Raw genomic sequence first — 19,351 nt, forward strand, 5'->3', positions numbered from 1 at the left:
CGATGGGAGGTGTATAGCACAGCTTGTTGTAACCGTTCACATCCGAATAAATCGTAATCAAGGAGGAGAATGAGGCAATGAGAAGAAAATGGCCCTTCCTAGTGTTGGCGCTGACTTTAGCTGTTGGAATGTCCGTACCGGCAACGAATGAGGTTCAGGCATCGGTGAAGGATCAACAACCATCGCAAGGGAGCGCAAGTGAGGGTATGACATTGGACAAGGACGGCAGAAGCAGACTCTATCCTAAGAACTGGTATCCGGGATATCGAGATGAGCAGGGAAGATTTTTGCACGATTTTTCCTATGCCGGTTATCGGCGCGGGGAAGAGGAGATTCCGAGAACGAAAAAGAACAAGCGGATCGACGTGACAAAAGCGCCGTATCGGCCGCAGCGATGCGACGGCGGCTATCCAAAAAGCGATCGACGACGCTTCGGCGCTTGGCGGAGGCGTAGTGTATCTTCCAAAGGGCACTTATCGGGTAGCGCCGCAGCCCGGTAAGGATTATTCATTGACCATATCGGCAAGCCATGTTGTCCTGAAAGGCGACGGCATGAACAAAACCCATATCTATAATGCGCAGGAAAACATGAAGAACAAGGATATCATTCGGGTCAGCAGCGGAGATTGGAAGAAAACAGGGGCGGCCACGAAGCTTCGAAAATCCCTTACCGATCCCACCGTGCTCTTGCCCGTTGAGGATACCAGCGGGTTCGCGGTGAACGATTACGTGGTGATCACGTTCGAAACGACCCCGGGTTTCTTGACTGAACTCGGCATGCAGAACAAATGGTCTTCCCGTCTCGGCAAGGTAGAGCCGTTATTCTACAGGCAAATCGTTGCCGTGGATTCCGGGAATAAAACCCTTACCCTGGATATTCCTACCCGGTATCCAATGAAACTCCGTGACCATATCACCATTAGCCGGACGGAAGATCCGATCGCCGAAATCGGTTTGGAGGATTTCTCGATAGCCAACGTTCAGAATCCCAAGCCGGGGCTTGGCGAGGATGACTTCAAAGTCGTCGGCACGGCTGGATATGAGAGCGATAATGCCAAAGCGATCAATATCGTGGCTGCCGCCAACAGCTGGATTCGGAATATCAGCACCTATAAGCCTTCCGGCAATGCAGACTATCATATTCTGTCCAAAGGGATCATTCTGGACCGAACCAAAAATGTCACCGTCGATAATGTGACGATGCAGTACCCGCAGTACCGGGGAGCAAACGGGAACGGTTACTTATATCAGTTCATCGGCAATGATAATCTCATCAAAAACAGCAAAGCGGTTGGAGCCAGACACAGCTTCACGTACGCCAATTTCTCCGCGAACGGGAATGTGCTGCAGGGTGCTTACTCCGAGAACCCTTCGCTGCTGACCGATTTCCACATGTATCTCAGCATGGCGAATCTCATTGATAATCTGGTCGTTAACGGCGATGCCATTTCGGCGATTACGCGAGACTACGGCTCATCGGAGACCAACCGACACGGCGTCGTTACGACGGAGAGCGTATTCTGGAATACGACCGGCCAGGCGGCGCACCGGAGCAAGCCCGGCGTCATTGTGGAATCGGAGCAATTCGGTAACGGCTACGTGATCGGAACGAAAGGCAGCGTCACCGGCGTGAACGTCCATATTGTCGGTTCCATTCCGGATGCGAACACGCAGCCGTTTGATATGGCTGAGGGAATCGGTGAAGGAACGCGTCTGTCGCCACAGAGCTTATATCAAGACCAATCGAAGAATCGAATGGATCAGATCAGCTTGGGTTTGCAATCCCTGCTGATCGATGGAGAGGCCATAGCAGGCATGCAGTTCTTAAGAACGGAGTATGCCCATACGCTGCCCTATGGAACAACGGAGCCTCCGGTCATTGCTGCGACGCCGTTGGCCAAGGATGTTAATATCAGCATCAAGCAGCCGCGGCGAGCAGACGGAACAGGCGAGATCATCCTAACGTATCGCGGGCATACCCGGAAAGTAAAGGTGAAATTTAATGTAGCGAATACGCCGGTCTTGCCGGAGAATATCTCGATTACTCCGAACAAGGCCGTTCCAGGGTGGAGAGTCGCCGGAAATGCAATCAGTGCGGGACGCAGCGGGGAACTGGCATCCTATCTCACGCTTGATAATGGTGAAGTTGTCCAAATCTCGGAATTGAACATTCCCGTAACGTACGCATCAAGTGATGAAACAATCGGATATACGGAAGGGAATATATTCCACGCAACGAAAGCAGGCATGGTCGACATCATTGCGAGATGCGTGGTTCAAGGCGTGAACGTTGAAGCACGCGAACGATTCGAAGTCAAAGAACCGATGGTGGAACCGGAGGGACCATTGGCGGCTGTAGCTAAGGTAACCGCTAGCGCTGACGACGGCAACCTGCCGATTCACACGCTGGACCGCGACCCGGATTCCCGATGGTCCGCGGATGGCAAAGGACAACATCTGCAGTTGGAGCTGGATCAGCCAACGCTGGTGGATCAGGTCAGCATTCTGTTCTACAATGGGCATACGCGATCGAATGTTTTTGATCTCGAAGTATCGACGGACGGAATCAACTACCAGAAGGTGCTCAGCAGCGTTTCCAGCAAGAAACAGGCAGCATACGAAACCTTTGCCTTTGCGCCGGTTCAGGCGAAATACATTCGTTATGTCGGTCAAGGGAATGAGATCAACACCTGGAACAGCATCATCGAAATCTGGATTCATGGAGAATAGTCTGAAGAGGGGCATTCCGCTGTGCTTATGCAGCAGCGGGATGCCCTTTCCCTTGAGCATATGTCAGGCATAGGTTATGACGAAGCTAGGAAGTAAGGGGTTGAATGAATGGTCGAATCCGATCTGCACAGGCGGTTTTTTTCGTTTACGGATGCATGAGAGGGGGAAAATCAGTGCCTTTTGGTCTACTGACTATATGTCGTTTTCTTTGTTATATTGGATCATATCTGAAGGGATGAAAGGGGGAATAAAGCGGTGAAATCCGTTTCCGGGGAGAAGGCAGCGCTGCTGGTTCGATTTTTTATACCGTATGCTGTCATTTTGGTGGGCTCCCTATTGGTTGGATGGTTTGCTTATGGGAAGACTGCAGGGCTTATCGAAAGCGAGACGGTGAGAAGCACCTCCGCCGCTCTGCAGCAAATCCAGGAAGCGCTGGATCAGAGATTTGCCGAAATCGAGAACATGGCACGGCAAATGTCGAGCGAATCGAAGGTGCTGTCTTTTCAATTTGAGAAAGAACCGTTTGTCGGAACAGGTCCTTATCGTCTATGGGATTTGGAAAAGAGTTTGTTTAATTACAAATTGTTCAATCACTTCATCTTGGAGTATTACATCGCTTACAGGAACAGCAACATGATCGTTTCACCTCGTAAGGTGTATACGGTGGACCAGTATTATCGTTTGCAGCTGCGCTATGACGACCAGTCATTAAGCGAGTGGAAGCAAGCTCTGTTTGGGCAGTATCATTATAAAACGTATGCCCCAGGCCATTCGGTCCTGTATGAAGGCAAACCTTACTCGGTTGTCAGCTACATGCAATCCTTCGGGAATAAGAGGAGCAGCGGAGTTGTCACTGTACTGATCAACAACAAGCAGATTCAGGACATGCTTCGCAAAGTCGATCCGGAACAAGAAGGGTTTGCCTACATAGCGGATCAGAACGGCAACCTGATCAGTTCTATTGGTTTGAAAGAACCGAATGTTTTGAAAGCGCTTCCCAAACGAGGGGGCTACTCCCATATCCGATTGGGCGGTCAGGAAATGCTGGTGACGCAATCCACTTCCAAATACAATGGCTGGAGCTATGTATCCGCTCAACCGAAATCCGTGGTGCTCCAAAAAGCAAATTATATCAAACAGCTGACATTGACGATCTTTATTACGGCTCTTCTGCTGGGGCTTGGGATCGCCGGCTATTTTGCATATCGAAGCAGCAGACCATTCCTTAAGATCCTCCAGCTTCTGCCGTCATCGCGTCGGGATGCAAAGCATGTGGTTTCTCGTAACGCCGTTGATTATATCGGACATTCCGTGTCCGAGTTGATTGAAAGTCATGATACGCTGAAGGAGCGGTTGGAAGAGCAGATTCCGCTGCTGCGGAATGTCGTGGTTGACAGGCTTCTGAAGGGTAGCTTCACGTCGATGCAGGAGATAGAGGCTGCCATGGAACACGCACAAGTCCAACTTCGAGGATCTCACCATGCGGTTGCCCTTCTTCATATTCGGGGATACCAGGAGCCGTTTATGGAAGAGATGCTGATGGAGCTCGATATAGTAAAAATCAACCTCCGCGACAGGCTTCAAGCATTATGCAGGGAGGAGGTGCTGCTGCATGATTTTGGTGAAAACCAATTGGTCCTGATCCTGTCGGGAACGGCAGTAGACAACGCGGATTTTATCACACAGATGCGAGCGAATATAAAGGTAATTTACGAGCATTTGAGCGGAATCTCAGATACGGGCTTGTATATGGCTGTAGGCGAGTGCCAGTCCAGCATTGCTGAGCTATACCGTTCCTACGGGGAGGCCAGGTTTGTGCTTCATCATGCAGGATGGAGCGAGAAGGCTCCGATCTTATATCATGCTGAAATGGAAACGCCGGCCTTTTCCTATTATTATCCGGCCGATGAAGAGATGAGGTTGATACAGCTTGTGAAGGCAGGAAATCTGGATGAGACGCAGCAGCTACTATTGCAGATTAAGGAGAAGAATAGATTGGAGCGGCAATTGCCGATGGCCGTGGAGAAGCTCCTTGCCCAGGAGCTTAGCGGTACCCTGATGAAATGCTGCGAACCGACAGGGAATGATGGAAGCGGCAGAACGGAGGAAATGGAAGCCGTCATCCGAGCGTTAAATCCGGTTATGCCCCCAGCCGAAGCCATGAACATTCTCTATGCCGCTTTCACCCGGCTCTGTCAGAAGAACGAGGAGAGAAAGAAGAGCCATAATGACCATTTAACGAGCCGACTGCTTACCTATATCGAGAGGCACTATGGGGAAGGTGATCTGAGTTTAACCGCGCTCGCCCGGGAAACGCGGACCTCCGAGGCTTATGTATCTTACTTCTTTAAGGAGCAAACAGGCTTGAATTTCTCGGATTATCTGGAGAAACTCCGAATGGATGAGGCGAAGCGGGAACTGGCGTCGAGTGACAGGCCGGTAAGTGACATTGCTTCAGCTGTCGGCTATCTGTCACTCAATACCTTCAGCCGGGCGTTTAAACGGGTAAATGGCATTAGCGCGACCGAGTATAGACGCCTTCAACGTGCAGAAGAACAAGCTTAATCTAAAGAAATGCGTATTGCCTGATTAATGAATAACAGCCCATTCTAAAATTCTGAATAATCGACCGGAAACATGAAGATTTACGCTGATCTACCCGGCTGTATATACTCCAATCACGGACCGCATTGGGACGAATCCATTGTAGATTGGAGTGGTAGCCGCTGAGTGTCTGGAAGAGTATCATTCGTAGCTGGCAGCTGTATGCGCTTTTTTTGCTCCCGCTGCTGTACATCATTATTTTCAAATATGTACCGATGTACGGGGCGCAGATTGCGTTTAAAGAATTCAACGTCACGAAGGGGATCAACGGAAGTCCATGGGTAGGATTTGGCCAGTTCGAACGTTTCTTTCAATCGCATGAATTCTGGCGATTGCTGAAGAACACATTCTCCATCAGCTTGTACACACTGATAGCCAGTTTCCCGTTTCCCATTCTGCTTGCGCTTGGACTGAATTATGTAAGGAACCGGCGCTTCAAGAACACCGTCCAAATGGTTACATATGCGCCTTATTTTATCTCTCTGGTCGTGCTGGTGGGCTTGATGCTGCAGTTTATGGATCCAAGAACGGGGCTCATCAACACGATGCTCGGCTGGATCGGCTTAGGTCCGTTTCATTTCATGGCGGAGGCCTCCTGGTTTCAGTCGATCTATGTATGGTCCCATATTTGGCAGAATGTCGGGTTTTCCTGCATCATTTTTTTGGCAACGCTTTCAGGAATTGATCCGGCTCTCCATGAAGCAGCCGTCATGGATGGAGCCACGAAGATGCAGCGGATGCGCCACATTGACCTCCCGGGCATCATGCCCATCGCTATGATTTTGCTTATTCTAAATACGGGGCAAATGCTCGAGACTGGCTTCGAGAAAATACTGTTAATGCAGAACGCACTGAATTTGCGTTCATCCGAAGTCATTGACACGTACGTGTACAAGGTAGGATTGGTATCCCAAGCAATGAATTTTTCATATGCCACGGCGATTGGGTTGTTTAAAGCGATCATCGGTTTCGTGCTGCTGTTGATCGTGAACCAAACGGCCAAAAAGCTGAAGCAGGAGAGTCTATGGTAAGGAAGGGGGGACTTGTATGCAATCACCTGCCATGAAGGAATCCGGCTCGGATCGCGTTTTTACGGTGGTCAACTACGCGATGTTATCCGTTTTCCTCATCGTTGTGTTATATCCGCTGATTTATGTACTCAGCGCCTCATTCAGTTCAAGCAGCGCGGTCTTGTCAGGAAAGGTATGGCTGTGGCCCGTCGAGCCGACGCTCGAAGGCTATCGTGCGGTATTCAAAAATACGATGGTTGCCAAAGGTTTCATGAACACGCTGTTCTATACGCTGGCAGGCACGATGATCAATCTTATTCTGTCCGTGATGGCAGCGTACCCGTTGTCACGCAAAGATTTTCGGTGCAGAAACATGTTCATGCTGCTGTTCGTGTTCACGATGCTGTTTAATGGGGGGCTGATCCCGACCTACCTGCTGGTGAAGGATCTCGGCATGATTGACACGATATGGTCGATGCTGATTCCGGGGGCGTTATCGGTGTGGAATGTCATCATCATGCGCACGTATTTCCAGACGACCATCCCGCAGGAACTGCTGGAGGCGTCACAGCTGGACGGCTGCACCGATTTTCGCTTCTTATGGCGTATCGTGCTGCCGCTTTCGGGTCCGATCTTGGCTGTTATTGCCTTGTTCTATGCCGTTGGACACTGGAATCAATATTTCAACGCGATGATTTATTTGAAAAGCGCGGATTTGTACCCGCTCCAGCTCGTGCTTCGCGATATTCTGGTGCAGAACGAGGTGAATATCGAAATGCTCGGCGATGCCAAAACCGCTGCGGCTCGGCAAGGGCTGCGGGAACTGCTGAAATATTCGCTGATCGTGGTGACCTCGGTACCGCTGTTGATCGTATATCCGTTTTTGCAGAAATTTTTTGTCAAAGGGGTCATGATCGGATCATTAAAGGGATAAAACATCCATATTTCAGGAGGGCGGGACGTTATGAGAAAAAGAACACGGGTGATCATCGGGGCATTCACCGCATTCAGTATCCTTCTTGCAGGTTGTACGGGTTCACAGAGCCCGAAGGGCTCGGATGAGACGCCAAATGCGGGTACCGAGCCAATCGCCTTATCCGCACCGGGGACCTATCCGCTGGTTCAAGAGAAAACCACGTTAAAGGTGATGGTGCGGGGAAATCCGCTGGTCGAGAATTTCGAAACGAATGAATTCACCAAATGGTATGAAGAAAAAACGAATGTGCACATCGAGTGGGAGGTCGTTCCGGAGCAGAGCATGCAGGAGAAGCTGAATCTCGTTCTTGCCAGCGAGGATTATCCCGACGTCATTATGGGTTTAAATATTTCGCCGGCGCAGCAGATGATATACGGCTCGCAAGGCGCCTTTCTTCCGTTGAATGATTTGATTGAGAAGCAGGGGCCGAATACGAAGAAAATATTCCAGGATAACCCGGAGATCCAATCCACAATAACGGCGCTGGACGGCAATATTTATGCGCTTCCGGAAGTGAATGAATGCTACCACTGTTCCATGAGCCAGAAAATGTGGATATACGAGCCTTGGCTGAAGAAACTCAATCTGGAGATGCCGGAAACCACGGATGAGTTGTACGAGGTGCTGAAAGCTTTTAAAGAACAAGACCCGAACGGGAATGGCGTCCAGGATGAAATTCCGTTGTCGATTTCACCGAAATCCTGGAGCTCTTCCATTGATGCGTTCCTGTTGAACTCCTTCATCTATAATCCGGTTTACGGCTCAAGTTACAAGCATATATTCATAAAAGACGATAAGCTTGACGTCGCCTTCAACAAACCGGAGTGGAGGGAAGGCTTGCGGTACATGAATAAGCTGTACGCTGAGGGGCTGCTCGCTCCGGAGTCATTCACGCAGGATGACAATCAGCTGATCCAGATCGGCGAGAACCCGGATAACGTACTTCTTGGCGCTTCAACCGGCGGGCACCAGGGTATATTTACCCAACTCCTTGGAGAAAGCGGAAGATGGTTGGAGTATAAGACGGTGCCGCCACTCAAGGGACCGAATGGCGTTCGCTACGCGGCTCTGGATTCCACCGGATTGAATCCGGGTGCATTTGTCATCACGAAGAAGGCCAAGCATCCTGAGCTTGCCCTGCGATGGGCGGATGGGCTGTACGAACGGGAGCATACGCTGCGAAGCGTGTATGGTCGCCCGGACGAGGAATGGCGGGAAGCGAAGTACGGAGAGATCGGCATCAACGGAGAGCCCGCGGTCTGGTCAGAGCTGAAGTCTTACGGCACGGTGCAGAATATAGCCTGGATTCAAACCGGTCCGAGTCTGCGGACGAATGATTTCCGCCTTAGCGCTGTTGCGAAAGGAGACGACGATCTGGAAGTCATTCTGTACAATGAAACGAAAAATAAATACGAACCCCACAAACCAACCGATGTCAGCACCGTGCCGCCGTTATTTTTGACCAACGAGCAGGCGTCCGAGGTAGCGGATCTGTCCAAAACAATCAATGATTATGTTGATGAAATGATGGCCCGCTTCGTGATCGGCGATGCCGATCTGGATAAGGACTGGGATGGTTACGTTAAGCAATTGGAAGCAATGAACGTTGCACGCTATCTGGAAATTTATCAGGAAGCGTATGATGGAAGAAGCAAATAAAGGAGGGATCTTTCAATGAGGGTTGGTGTGAGCACCTACAGCTTGCTGCCGGCTATCCGTGCGGGAGAGATGACGGTGCTGGATGTGGTGGATTGGATCGCCGAGAACGGCGGCCAGCACATGGAGATTGTGCCTTACGGATTTACGCTGGAGGACAATCCCGAGCTTGCCGATGCGGTGCGTGAGCGGGCGGCGAAAGTCGGCATCGCGTTATCCAACTATTCGATGCCCGCTAATTTTGTCCAGGAGAGCAGGGACGCCTTCGAAACGGAGGTCGAGCGGATCAAGCGCCATGTGGATACGGTGAATCGGTTAGGAATGAAGCACATGCGTCATGACGTGACGGCTTTCACGCTGCCGCCGGAGAAGATGGGCATTGATTATGTGGAAACCCATCTGGATATGATTGTGGAAGGCTGTCGGCTCATAGCAGATTACGCAGACCGTTATGATATTACGACCACGATTGAGAACCATGGCGTGAGCGTACAGGCGAGCGATCGTGTACAGCGTGTGCTTCAGGCTGTCGACCGCCCGAACTTCAAGACGACGCTGGATATCGGGAACTTTCTATGCGTTGACGAGCAGCCGCTCGTTGGTGTGAAACGAAACTTACCGTTTGCCTCGCTCATCCATGTGAAGGACTTCTATTATCGTCCGTTTGATCAGGATCCGGGTGGGGGGAAATGGTTCAGAACATCCCACGGCAATTACCTTCGAGGCTCGATCTTCGGCCAGGGTGATATCGATGTTCGGCGGATTCTGTGTCTCATTAAGGCTGAAGGTTATGACGGAGATATTACGCTGGAATTCGAAGGTATGGAAGAATGCCGGGAAGGAACCCGGCTGGGTTTGGACAATCTGAAGCGGTTATGGGACGAAGCGTAGGTGGTTGCGTTACAGAAATCATATGCTCATAGCAAATTATTCATGGAATAATAGAACAGCCTGAAAGTCGCGCCTAGCGCGACTTTTTTATTTATGAGTTCTTGAGTTAGAGGCTTTTATTTCATCCTATGAACTAATGACTTGGCGTTTGGGTATGGATCGGTTTCATTCCTCATTTGCATCAGGTCGGCATTGATTTTACTTTCGGTTCGAATTCATATAAGATATAACGTGGATATTGTTTATCGTCTTTAATCGTGAATGGATAGATGCGTGTGTAGTTTAGATAACGAACGAACCGATATTTTCGTGAATTGAGGTGCTGTTAGATGCATATGAAAACCGGCGTGGAACAGTCGGTGTATGCCCTGGTTCTATTGAATATGCTGCCGGACAAGGCGGTACTGCCCGGGGAAGCGATTAGCCAGCAGCTGGGGACATCGGCAACCTATTTCCAGAAACTGTTAAGGAAGCTGGTAACAGCAGACATCATCACATCTGTGCCCGGTATCAAGGGTGGGTTTAGATTAAAAAAGAAAGCTGAGAATATCCGTGTATACGACGTATACCTCGCGGTGGAAGGGCAGCAATCCCTCTATTCATGTAACGGAATTCTGGTAGACATGCTGGATTTGGAAAAAGAAGAGAGCTGCTGCCTGTTGTCCGATTTAATGGAGGAAGCAGAATCCTCTTGGAAGGCTGTATTAAAACGGGAGACTATTGCTTCGCTGTCAGAGGAGATGTGCGGTGAACGCTTTAAGGATAAGGTTGCGGCTTTAGAGGAATGGATCAACAACAAAATGGTCATCTAACCGAGGAAGGGATGAAATTTCATGAGACTAAGCGTATTGGATCAGGCACCCGTAACAAGCGGCAACACAGCAGAAGGCGCCTTGAAAAAAGCGGAAGAACTGGCTATTCTGGCAGATGAATTGGGATACAGTCGAATGTGGATGGCCGAGCATCATGGGGGAAATACGTTTGCCAGCTCCGCACCCGAAGTGACGGCAGCCCGGCTTGCGGCAAAAACCGACCGGATTCGCATCGGCACCGGCGGCGTAATGATGATGCATTATTCTCCCCTTAAACTCGCAGAAGTGTTTAAGACGTTAAGTGCTTTTACTCCGGGAAGGATTGATTTCGGTGTAGGACGAGCACCAGGCGGTGATACAAGTGCGATGTACGCTTTGTCTGAAGGGCGGCAGCTGATGCTTCATAACATGTATGATAAGCTGGCCGTAACCATGCAGCTCCTTCGTGATGAGGTCCCGGAAGATGAGCTGTATGCCAAAAACGCCGCGGCTCCAACCGGAGTTGCCCTGCCTGAAGTGTGGCTGCTCGGCTCCAGCGGCAACAGTGCCTTAAAAGCGGCTCAGATGGGAGTCGGGTACTCCTTCGCGCAATTCTTTAATGGAGCGATGAGCAACGAGATATTAGATCATTACCGCGATAACTACCAGCCATCCATATTCATGGAAAAGCCGGAGATTAACGTATCCTATATGGTGACAACGGCCGAAACGAAGGAAGAAGCCGAGTATGAAGCGCTGCCCCAGGATATTTTCCGATTGATGATGAGCAAGGGCCGGATTACGCAGGTACTGACGCCGGAAGAAGCTCAGAATGTGTCCTTAACGGAAATCGACCGGATGGCTATCCAGGAAGGCCGCAAGATTCATCTTGTAGGAGCGGTAAAGGATATCGCGGCACGCTTACAGGAAGAGCAAGCACACTACGGATTTCAGGAAGCGATGATATGCAGCATTCCGCATTCGCAGGAAAAGCGGTTGGAGGTTTACCGCCTGCTTGCACGCGAGCTGCTGTAATTCTGTAAAGTAGGTGAGGGGATAGGCGGGTGCCTGTCCCTGTTCCTGTACGTTATATTCGAGGCAGTGATACGACCCGTTCTATTCGCATATTTGCCTTCATGGTTCCCTTACCGCTGGAATCGGGAAGGGAAGCTGCCAGCCTGTCTTAAGGGTTGGCTTACGGTAACCCTCTTGGGATTAGTAGGCGTTGGTACACACCTGCTTTGGGATCAGTTTACGCACAAAGGAGCCTGGATCGTCAATCAGATTCCCTTCCTCACTCAATTGATACATATCGGCTCCTTACAAATTCCGGTGTATAAATTATATCAGCATGGCAGTAGTCTGTTTGGGTTGATCCTGATCTTATGTTGGATTCATCGCCACTTGTATGTAGCATCAACACAAAGAGAGCATTCGTATCCGGTTCTACCTTTTTGGTATGTATTCGTGGTGATCTATATTCTGGTTATGCTCATGACCGTGATGAAGGTTGTTGATGGTGAAGGGATTTCGTTTGTATTACAGCTTGTCGTTCCGGCCATCAGCAGCTTCATGCTTGCAATCTTTGCAACGTGTCTTGTTTTTTGGCGGGCTGCAAGGGGCAAATAATCAAATCTAGTAAATAAAATCGGGCGTTGAGCAGTATGCGCGCGAACTACTAGAGATCGAAGAGGCTGACCCTAAGTGCTTAAGACATGCAAGATTCAAAAAATCCGATGACAAAACAGGCATGGTGCTTCTCTTTAATAACCCATAGATGCTCGAATACGATATAATCGTGTTTTGCCTAACAACATTTTCATGTCCGATTCATATTTTATTGTAACGGCATGGAAGCGGGAGGTATGCAGTATGGGCCAAGGAATGCAAAGAAAACGCAGACAAGGAAACTCGAAAAAAGCGACGGTTAAACAATTGGCGTTTATTGCTGCCATTTTAGTATTGATTGCCTCAGCTATAGGCCTCTACGTTGCGTATGATGATTTGTTCGAGGAAGAAGGGGTTGAAGTTGTCGTATAACCAAGCGTATTTAAATAATTCGATCCCAGAACGTTTATTTATCTTTATCATAAATAGCATGGAATGTTCAATACAAAGGCAGCCGTTCTTGATTATTAGAGTAGGCTGCCTTTGTCATGGATTCTTTTATGGCAGAGCGTTAGGAGGAGTCTACTTCGTTTTTGGTCGTAGGCTTAATCGGACCATAATGATGAGGGAGCAATTTCATGCCGGTGTGATTCAGATGGACTTCAACATGAACGGTTTCCAGTGCGCCTGCTTCAATCGGTTGGGCAGAGGACTGATTGATTTTTTTCCAAAGCTTGGAGTCCTTTCTGAACAAAACGTGTTCCAAGCCGAATAAGTCCGTTTTTAAAGTTACCCCATTCTTAAACGTAGTCAAAATTTCCTCTCGCACTCCCTTAGCTACCTGTATTTCGATTTCAGTCTTGGTCATGTCATCGAGAGCTTCATCCACGCTTCCATTTAACCTGACGCTAACGTGGTATTTAGGCATGCCGTTGACAATGCTTAGTTTCTTGCGGATTTTAGGGTTCGATAAAACCACGACTCCTGCTATTTCACCACGCGTATTTGTGATCGTGATGTGAGAACGTTTGGTATCGGCATCAAGCCAGCGCATACCGGTGAGCTTGTCATTGGTGAATAACCCATTCGATACCCCTTTGGATATAGCAAACACTCCGTTCATCATCAATTTCGGATTTTCCTTTTGGTTTAGGCTCCATGTCTTTTTATCGATCGTGAGATTGGGAAGCAATACCGTCCAGCCCGGTTCGGTCATCAATGCCATGAAATCTAAGTATCGAATGGGTTTGGTATAGGATCTCTGTTTATATTCCTCAGTGGGTTCATGGGCTAATGTATTTAACGGGGAAAGGTTGAAGAACGCTTGGACATTAAATAAATGTTCGATCGAATCCTTTGTGCCAAATACCCACGGAGTCATTCGAACCTCTTGATAACGGCCGATGGTATCCAGTTTGGTTAGGACATTCGATTTCAATATGTTCTCACTAACAAGAATACAGGAGATATGACTCCATACCGTGCGTTCCTGGGAAGAATCATATATAGCATTGATCGCCATGTCCAAGGTCTTGCCCTTCGTTTTGGAGGTCCATATTTGGGAGGGCTTTTGTGCCTTACCCGTTTCGCTTTTGGCTACGGATGTGAAATCCATCATTTGGGTGTAAACGATAAAGTTCCCATCTTCTTGATCGATTCCGATAGCCGTGATGTAATTGATGTCTTGTATTTCTTTGATGTCCCAGCAACCGGTTAACATATTGAGCAATACCATTAACCACATTAATTTTATGATTCTGACGCAGGTTGTCATCTCATGTAGGTTCCCTTTCTTTAGATGTGTCATCAATCGTTTGAAACATTTGCGGTCGCTTTTTGTTGAAAGCCCAAGGTTTTTTCAAGAGGGAGCTGAGCACATCTTTGGTGGTTAATGGCGATAAAGGAGCTAAATACGGAAGACCGAAGGATTCCAGAACAGAGAGGTATGCAATGAGACTTAGCAATCCAATGAAGAATCCGACCATACCCAGCAAGGAGGACCAGATGAGCACATACAGACGAATAATGCTGACCGTCCCACTTAGCGTCTGATTGACTAATGTAAAAGTCGCAACCGCGGTCGTTGCAGATACAACCAGCATGGTTGGTGATGTAAGGCCCGCACGAATGGCGGCATCACCTATTATCAGACCACCTAGGACTGCCAGTGTTTGGCCGACGGCTTTAGGCAGCCTGATACCAGCCTCTCTGAAAAGCTCGAACATACCCAGCATCAACAACATTTCCATGGGGGAGGACAGCGGCAGCCCGAATCTGGAGACAGTGACGGTCGATAGAAGCAGAAAGGGGAGCTGATCCATGTTATAACATGTAAGCGCAATCCAAAATCCCGGTAGTATAATGGCAAGAAATAGACCCAGCAGCCTGAGAAGTCGCTCAAAGATGACAAAGTAGTAAGGAAAATAGGAATCTTCAGGCGTTTTTAATAATTCCAATAAATTGCAGGGTGCAATTAATGCCATTGGCGAACCATCCACAAGAATAACGAAACGCCCTTTAAGCAAGCACTCCACTACAAAATCCGGCCTGCCAATATAGTCCATTAGCGGAAACAGCGAGAGAGTAGAATCGGCTAGTGCCTCCTCCAGTTGGCCGCTGGTTATGAGTGCATCGACTTTGATGCCTTTTAATCGCTCCTTAGCCTCGTTGACTACTTCAGGGCGTATAATATCGGAAATATACAGAAGCGCAACTCGGGTCTGACTGCGATCGCCGAGGATCAATTGTTCATTGTGGAGTGTTGCCGTGCGAAGTCTTTTTCGGATCAGTGCCACGTTTGTGATGATATCCTCCGTGAAAGCGTCTCTCGCCCCTTTGATGGCCACCTCGGTATTGGATTCCTCAGGCTGTCTATTCGGACGGGCTGCGATATCGATGGAATAAAAGCATTTTTCTGTTAAAAAAAACAGCAGCATTCGACCGTCAAACAGAAGATTAACGACATCGGCATGATCGTTAATTTTACTCCATTCCATCGATTTATCCAGTTCTCTGGCTAATGGTGCCCAATCTTCGTAGTGCTCTAGCTTTTCTTCCAGATCCGGCAGCACATATTGAGTCAACAATGTAGTATCAACCATTCCTTCACTGTAAATCAGCAAAACAGGAATCGCCTCCACCTTTTTTACCGGGAAGGATTTGATGATAACGTCGGCGGAAGAGGCGAACATGGTACGCAGGCTATCCTCATCCAAAGAGTCAAAAGCGGGCTCACGGTTAACGGCGAACCGGGTCTGCTTTGATTTCCGACGGAACATTCGATTTCGAGCTCTGTGTTGTGTCATGATCTACCTGCTCCTTTTGCGTTAGATTTGAATGTTACCATGATCGCAATGAATAACGTCAGCCCTGACACAAAGCCAAGGAATGCAACAGAGTATTTACCTAGAACAAATAACTCGATTTGTCTATCGATTACCGGAATTAATGTAAGGGCAGACAATGCGACACCTAACCCTAACAAATACCAAAAGCGTCGCTTGGACTTTTTAAAGGATATACCATCAGCCATAATAAACAGGAAAAGTGAAATACGGATAAATGCGCCAGATATCCATTGGTATAGCGCCAGAAAATCGACATGTGTTATATATTTCGTAATGGTAACCAGTAGCCACTGCTCGTATGCGGGATAGCGTGATTCCATGGCGGGAACAGGACCGAATGTGGCGATCGCTCCCATCAATGGTCCCAGCGTGAGTCCGCCCAGAAGAAGTGATAAAATAACAATCGAGAGGTATTTCATCTTTCGCTTCATGTGATGCTGAAGAAAGATCAATACAATCATTTCCATAAATCCGCCGCCAGCTACGATCATGCTCTTGAGCATAGGAGTGTAGCCTTCCACGAATAGCGGCGTCAACAATGTATAGTCCTTATATTGAAGATTCGATATGGCTACAAAATGGCCCAATACCCACACAATGGGGAGTAAGATTCCGGATATGATAGCTATCGAGCGAATCCCGTTATTTGCCACAAACACGCACAGCAAAATAATCGTTAGCGAGACGACTGGTTTGGGTGTTTGCGTTAGGTAGGTCACCTGAATCCATGTCGTTGTTTCTCTTAATATGACCATGGACATCCAAAAGAAATAGAGTGTCATGATACTCACAAATATCCAACCAATGACCGGACCCAAACCATCTTTGAACCAGGCGAATATGGACTGTTGCTGTGTTCGTTTCATGATAAAGAACAAAATATAGACCCAACCTGTATGCAAGATCGTGGTCAGGAGGGTGCCCATCCATGCGTCACGGCCCGCCTGCTGCAGAATAAGCGGAATTAGGATAACATGGTTGGTGATACCCAAGGACAACAGCATGATGAAATAGACCTCGATCAATGATATCTTTTTGCTAGTCCGCATTATACTAATCTCCATATGAGGGAATTCATGCTAATCGATATAGTGAGTATTCACCATTTTCTGCTTTTTATGTATGAGCGGAAGATGTACAACCATCGTGGCGCTGGATTCGTTTAATTCCAGCATCTGTCGAATGGATGTGGTTTTTGCGATTACCCAAGAAATAATCAGGGGAAATCATCTGTCTGCTAATTAGCGAAACATCGAAAATCGGGTTGGCGATGGTGTGGAGGGGGAGGAGCCGTTCTGGTTTTTAGAGGACATGGAGAACATGGAATCGTGGTTTTTTTCTGCTCTAAGAAAATGATTTCTATCCTGTAACCATACCGGTGACCTCGATTATTTAATGTGATTAATTAAAAAGATTAATCACATTAAATATTCTTGACGAATGGCGATTAAATTATTGATTAATGTCATTAATTAATTATGTTTAATGTCATTAATCATTATCCTTAAAGACTGTAACCAAGGGGGAGGGCAGTATTTCTATTGCATAACAAAAGCATCGCAGATCCAATTATAATCGGACCTGCGATGCCCTTAAATATCTGTCCCTTGTTTAACTGGAATGATCATTTCTTGATTGGCAAGTTGTAGCTTTCACGGATCAGGGAGAAATAATGATCGGCGCGAACGACTTTGAAATCATCCCCGAGCTGTTCGGTCAGGGCCAGTGCATCGGATGGAGTCATGCTCCATGCGAGCATACCGAGGGAAACGAACAACGGTGACTTACCATCCCAATTCGCTTTGGCTTCATTGAGCACCTGCAATCCGTCTTGAACGGTGCTGATCCCGCGGATCGTAGACACAGGCAGGCTGTCGCCGATAATTTCAACCCCGTATCTGTCTTCATAGCTAATGAATAATCCAGGTACGTTATATTCCTCCTCATAAGCTTTTGCTTTATCCGGTGACAACGGCACATTCTCGCTATCGACTCGGTTCAGTACATAAGGGATTGTCATCCCTGTCTTTCTCATATACTTCTCGGTTTGCTGCAAAAAAGTCCGGAAGCTTGCATCAGGCCATGGACTCGGATAGAAGTAACCGGCACCGGAAGGCCCAGCAATGAGTAAATCGTTCTCCGTTGCCGTGTTTAGATAGTAATTCAATATGGCAGGGGCACCTTCATAGAGCAATGGGCTTGAAGTCCAGTTCATCGGAACCTTGCCTCGGGCCGGATCATCCCACATGACGCGCATGCGATGCTGGTTATATTGAAAGTTGTCGCCTTCCGTAAAGGTATATGTTACGTAAATTTTGTTCTCAAGGGCCGGCCGAGGAGGCGTTTTCGCCAGCTTGAAATCCGGCTTGGTTCCCGAGAAGACCGTCAGATTGCTGAACCAATCGGCCGCCAGAACATAGACTCCGTAACGGGAGGCAATTTCGACCGAGCTGAATTCGCCTTCCACATCATTGCTAAACCAGCCGAGGTAAGGGGTACCCGGTTTCACCTCCGACATTATTTTCTCGAAGAGTGCCTTTTGCTCAGGTACATTGGAATCGAGCCAGAATACCATGGCTTTATTGGCGACGGCGTAATCTCTTAAATAGCCATAGGGCTCCTGCTGCTCAGCAGAGGGAGGACGGATATTCCCTGCCGAAACCTTGTACTGGTTCCACATATCGACTTCGGCGGTCAGTTTCTGAGTTCCCGCAGGAATAGTGAATTCATACACAAAATAACTGCCGTTATCGGCAAAGCGGTGACCGCCTTGGCCTTCACTGAACTTCGAGTTTTGCCGATCATAGAGATAAGACTCTTCTTCAGGGGTTCCTGCAATGAATCTCGCTATCTCTTTGTCGTCAGCCTTGACCGTAACTTCATGTACTGCGGGTCCCCAACCATCCTGGGTGAAAGCATCATCAAAGCGCAGATAAACCGCTGATTCTCCCAAGAGCGAGGAGAGGTCGAGGTTATAAGTATCACGGTTGCTTGCATCCCGCACCTGTTGCTTCTCTTCGGCAATCGTCACGAACGATTCAGGCATTCCGGAAGGAATACGAATCGCTGTATCCGGATCCAGCCCGATCAGCATCTGATGAGTCGTCTGCTTCCACAGATGCTCATATTGCCAGGTGTAAGCATCAAGCCGGTTATGGAATTTGCCGCGAAGATCGTCTAGGATCTTCAAATTATGCGGGGCTTTGGACAATTGGGCGGCCAGTTCCGGACTGGCAACGACTGCATTCTTCAAACCTGCGAGCGTGGTGGCGACATTAATCGTATCAGGAACTTCAGGATCATATACAATCATGCCTTTAACCTCGCTGCGATAAGCGGAGAACACGTCCCAATAATCTTCATGAAGCGTGTAAGGCACCTTAATATCCGTAAGCCAGGTTAATTTCCCTTCTTCCTGGGATTCAATCAAATAGATTCGGGGCTCTTCCCTATTAACGATTCCCTGCAAGGTTCCTAACAACAATTTAATGTCACCTGGCGCATCATAAATATCTGCGACATCCAGATGCTTAGGCTTCTTGAAGCTTGGCAGTTCTCGGTTCTTGGAGCCGTTAGGTTGCGCTGACTGTGTATCCGTTCCCGAAGCGTAAGCTGCACCGGTCGTTAATGAAAAAGCACATAGGATAGCTAAACAGAGAATCGTGAATCTACGAGCCATGGCGAATTCACTCCTTGTTATGGTCTATGGTCAGAAATGGAAGCGTGTGTTCAACCGTA

The 19,351-nt window shown here is 48.3% G+C and carries 15 protein-coding genes; 11 read left to right on the forward strand and 4 right to left on the reverse strand.

What is annotated here, in order from left to right; all coding sequences use genetic code 11:
• Positions 1-77: 77 nt before the first annotated feature.
• From ABEW73_RS28970 to ABEW73_RS29020, 11 genes are all read left to right on the forward strand, one after another.
• Positions 78-500, forward strand: a complete 423-nt coding sequence (locus ABEW73_RS28970; RefSeq protein ID WP_430171691.1) for a hypothetical protein — start codon at positions 78-80, stop codon at positions 498-500.
• Positions 421-2,730: a discoidin domain-containing protein gene (locus ABEW73_RS28975; RefSeq protein WP_430206415.1), complete on the forward strand. Its 2,310-nt coding sequence runs from the start codon at positions 421-423 to the stop codon at positions 2,728-2,730. The genes ABEW73_RS28970 and ABEW73_RS28975 overlap by 80 nt, the downstream gene beginning before the upstream one ends.
• A 255-nt stretch (positions 2,731-2,985) precedes the next feature.
• Positions 2,986-5,295: a helix-turn-helix domain-containing protein gene (locus ABEW73_RS28980; RefSeq protein ID WP_430171689.1), complete on the forward strand. Its 2,310-nt coding sequence runs from the start codon at positions 2,986-2,988 to the stop codon at positions 5,293-5,295.
• Positions 5,296-5,507: 212 nt separating this feature from the next.
• On the forward strand, positions 5,508-6,365 hold the full coding sequence (locus ABEW73_RS28985; protein ID WP_430171687.1) for an ABC transporter permease: 858 nt from the start codon (positions 5,508-5,510) through the stop codon (positions 6,363-6,365).
• A gap of 16 nt (positions 6,366-6,381) precedes the next feature.
• Positions 6,382-7,278, forward strand: a complete 897-nt coding sequence (locus ABEW73_RS28990; protein WP_430171685.1) for a carbohydrate ABC transporter permease — start codon at positions 6,382-6,384, stop codon at positions 7,276-7,278.
• Between the two features lie 30 nt (positions 7,279-7,308).
• Entirely contained in the window at positions 7,309-8,979 is a 1,671-nt protein-coding gene (locus ABEW73_RS28995; protein ID WP_430171683.1) for an ABC transporter substrate-binding protein, read from the forward strand.
• A gap of 15 nt (positions 8,980-8,994) precedes the next feature.
• The gene (locus tag ABEW73_RS29000) at positions 8,995-9,867 is read left to right on the forward strand and encodes a sugar phosphate isomerase/epimerase family protein (protein ID WP_430171681.1); all 873 of its coding nucleotides are present in this window, start codon (positions 8,995-8,997) and stop codon (positions 9,865-9,867) included.
• A gap of 329 nt (positions 9,868-10,196) precedes the next feature.
• Entirely contained in the window at positions 10,197-10,679 is a 483-nt protein-coding gene (locus tag ABEW73_RS29005) for an RrF2 family transcriptional regulator (protein WP_430171679.1), read from the forward strand.
• 21 nt (positions 10,680-10,700) lie between these two features.
• Positions 10,701-11,693 carry an LLM class flavin-dependent oxidoreductase gene (locus ABEW73_RS29010; RefSeq protein WP_430171677.1) on the forward strand — a complete coding sequence of 331 codons (993 nt, stop codon included), beginning with the start codon at positions 10,701-10,703 and terminating at the stop codon, positions 11,691-11,693.
• A gap of 45 nt (positions 11,694-11,738) precedes the next feature.
• Positions 11,739-12,287: a DUF4184 family protein gene (locus ABEW73_RS29015; RefSeq protein WP_430206416.1), complete on the forward strand. Its 549-nt coding sequence runs from the start codon at positions 11,739-11,741 to the stop codon at positions 12,285-12,287.
• Positions 12,288-12,530: 243 nt separating this feature from the next.
• Entirely contained in the window at positions 12,531-12,698 is a 168-nt protein-coding gene (locus ABEW73_RS29020) for a hypothetical protein (RefSeq protein WP_430171675.1), read from the forward strand.
• Positions 12,699-12,837: 139 nt separating this feature from the next.
• Here ABEW73_RS29020 and ABEW73_RS29025 read toward each other — a convergent pair whose 3' ends face one another.
• The 4 genes from ABEW73_RS29025 to ABEW73_RS29040 all read right to left on the reverse strand — a co-directional run bounded on the left by ABEW73_RS29025 (position 12,838) and on the right by ABEW73_RS29040 (position 19,292).
• Positions 12,838-14,073, reverse strand: a complete 1,236-nt coding sequence (locus tag ABEW73_RS29025; RefSeq protein WP_430206410.1) for a Ger(x)C family spore germination protein — start codon at positions 14,071-14,073, stop codon at positions 12,838-12,840.
• Positions 14,042-15,571, reverse strand: coding sequence for a spore germination protein (locus ABEW73_RS29030; RefSeq protein WP_430171671.1), 1,530 nt, complete (start codon positions 15,569-15,571; stop codon positions 14,042-14,044). The genes ABEW73_RS29025 and ABEW73_RS29030 overlap by 32 nt, the downstream gene beginning before the upstream one ends.
• Positions 15,568-16,662, reverse strand: a complete 1,095-nt coding sequence (locus ABEW73_RS29035) for a GerAB/ArcD/ProY family transporter (protein WP_430171669.1) — start codon at positions 16,660-16,662, stop codon at positions 15,568-15,570. The genes ABEW73_RS29030 and ABEW73_RS29035 overlap by 4 nt, the downstream gene beginning before the upstream one ends.
• 575 nt (positions 16,663-17,237) lie before the next feature.
• Positions 17,238-19,292 (reverse strand): GxGYxYP domain-containing protein, encoded by a 2,055-nt coding sequence (locus ABEW73_RS29040; protein ID WP_430171667.1) that lies wholly within the window; start codon positions 19,290-19,292, stop codon positions 17,238-17,240.
• Between the last annotated feature and the right edge of the window lie 59 nt (positions 19,293-19,351).

It is taken from the genome of Paenibacillus lautus, assembly GCF_050482385.1.
GTDB classification, from domain to species: domain Bacteria; phylum Bacillota; class Bacilli; order Paenibacillales; family Paenibacillaceae; genus Paenibacillus_AQ; species Paenibacillus_AQ lautus_B.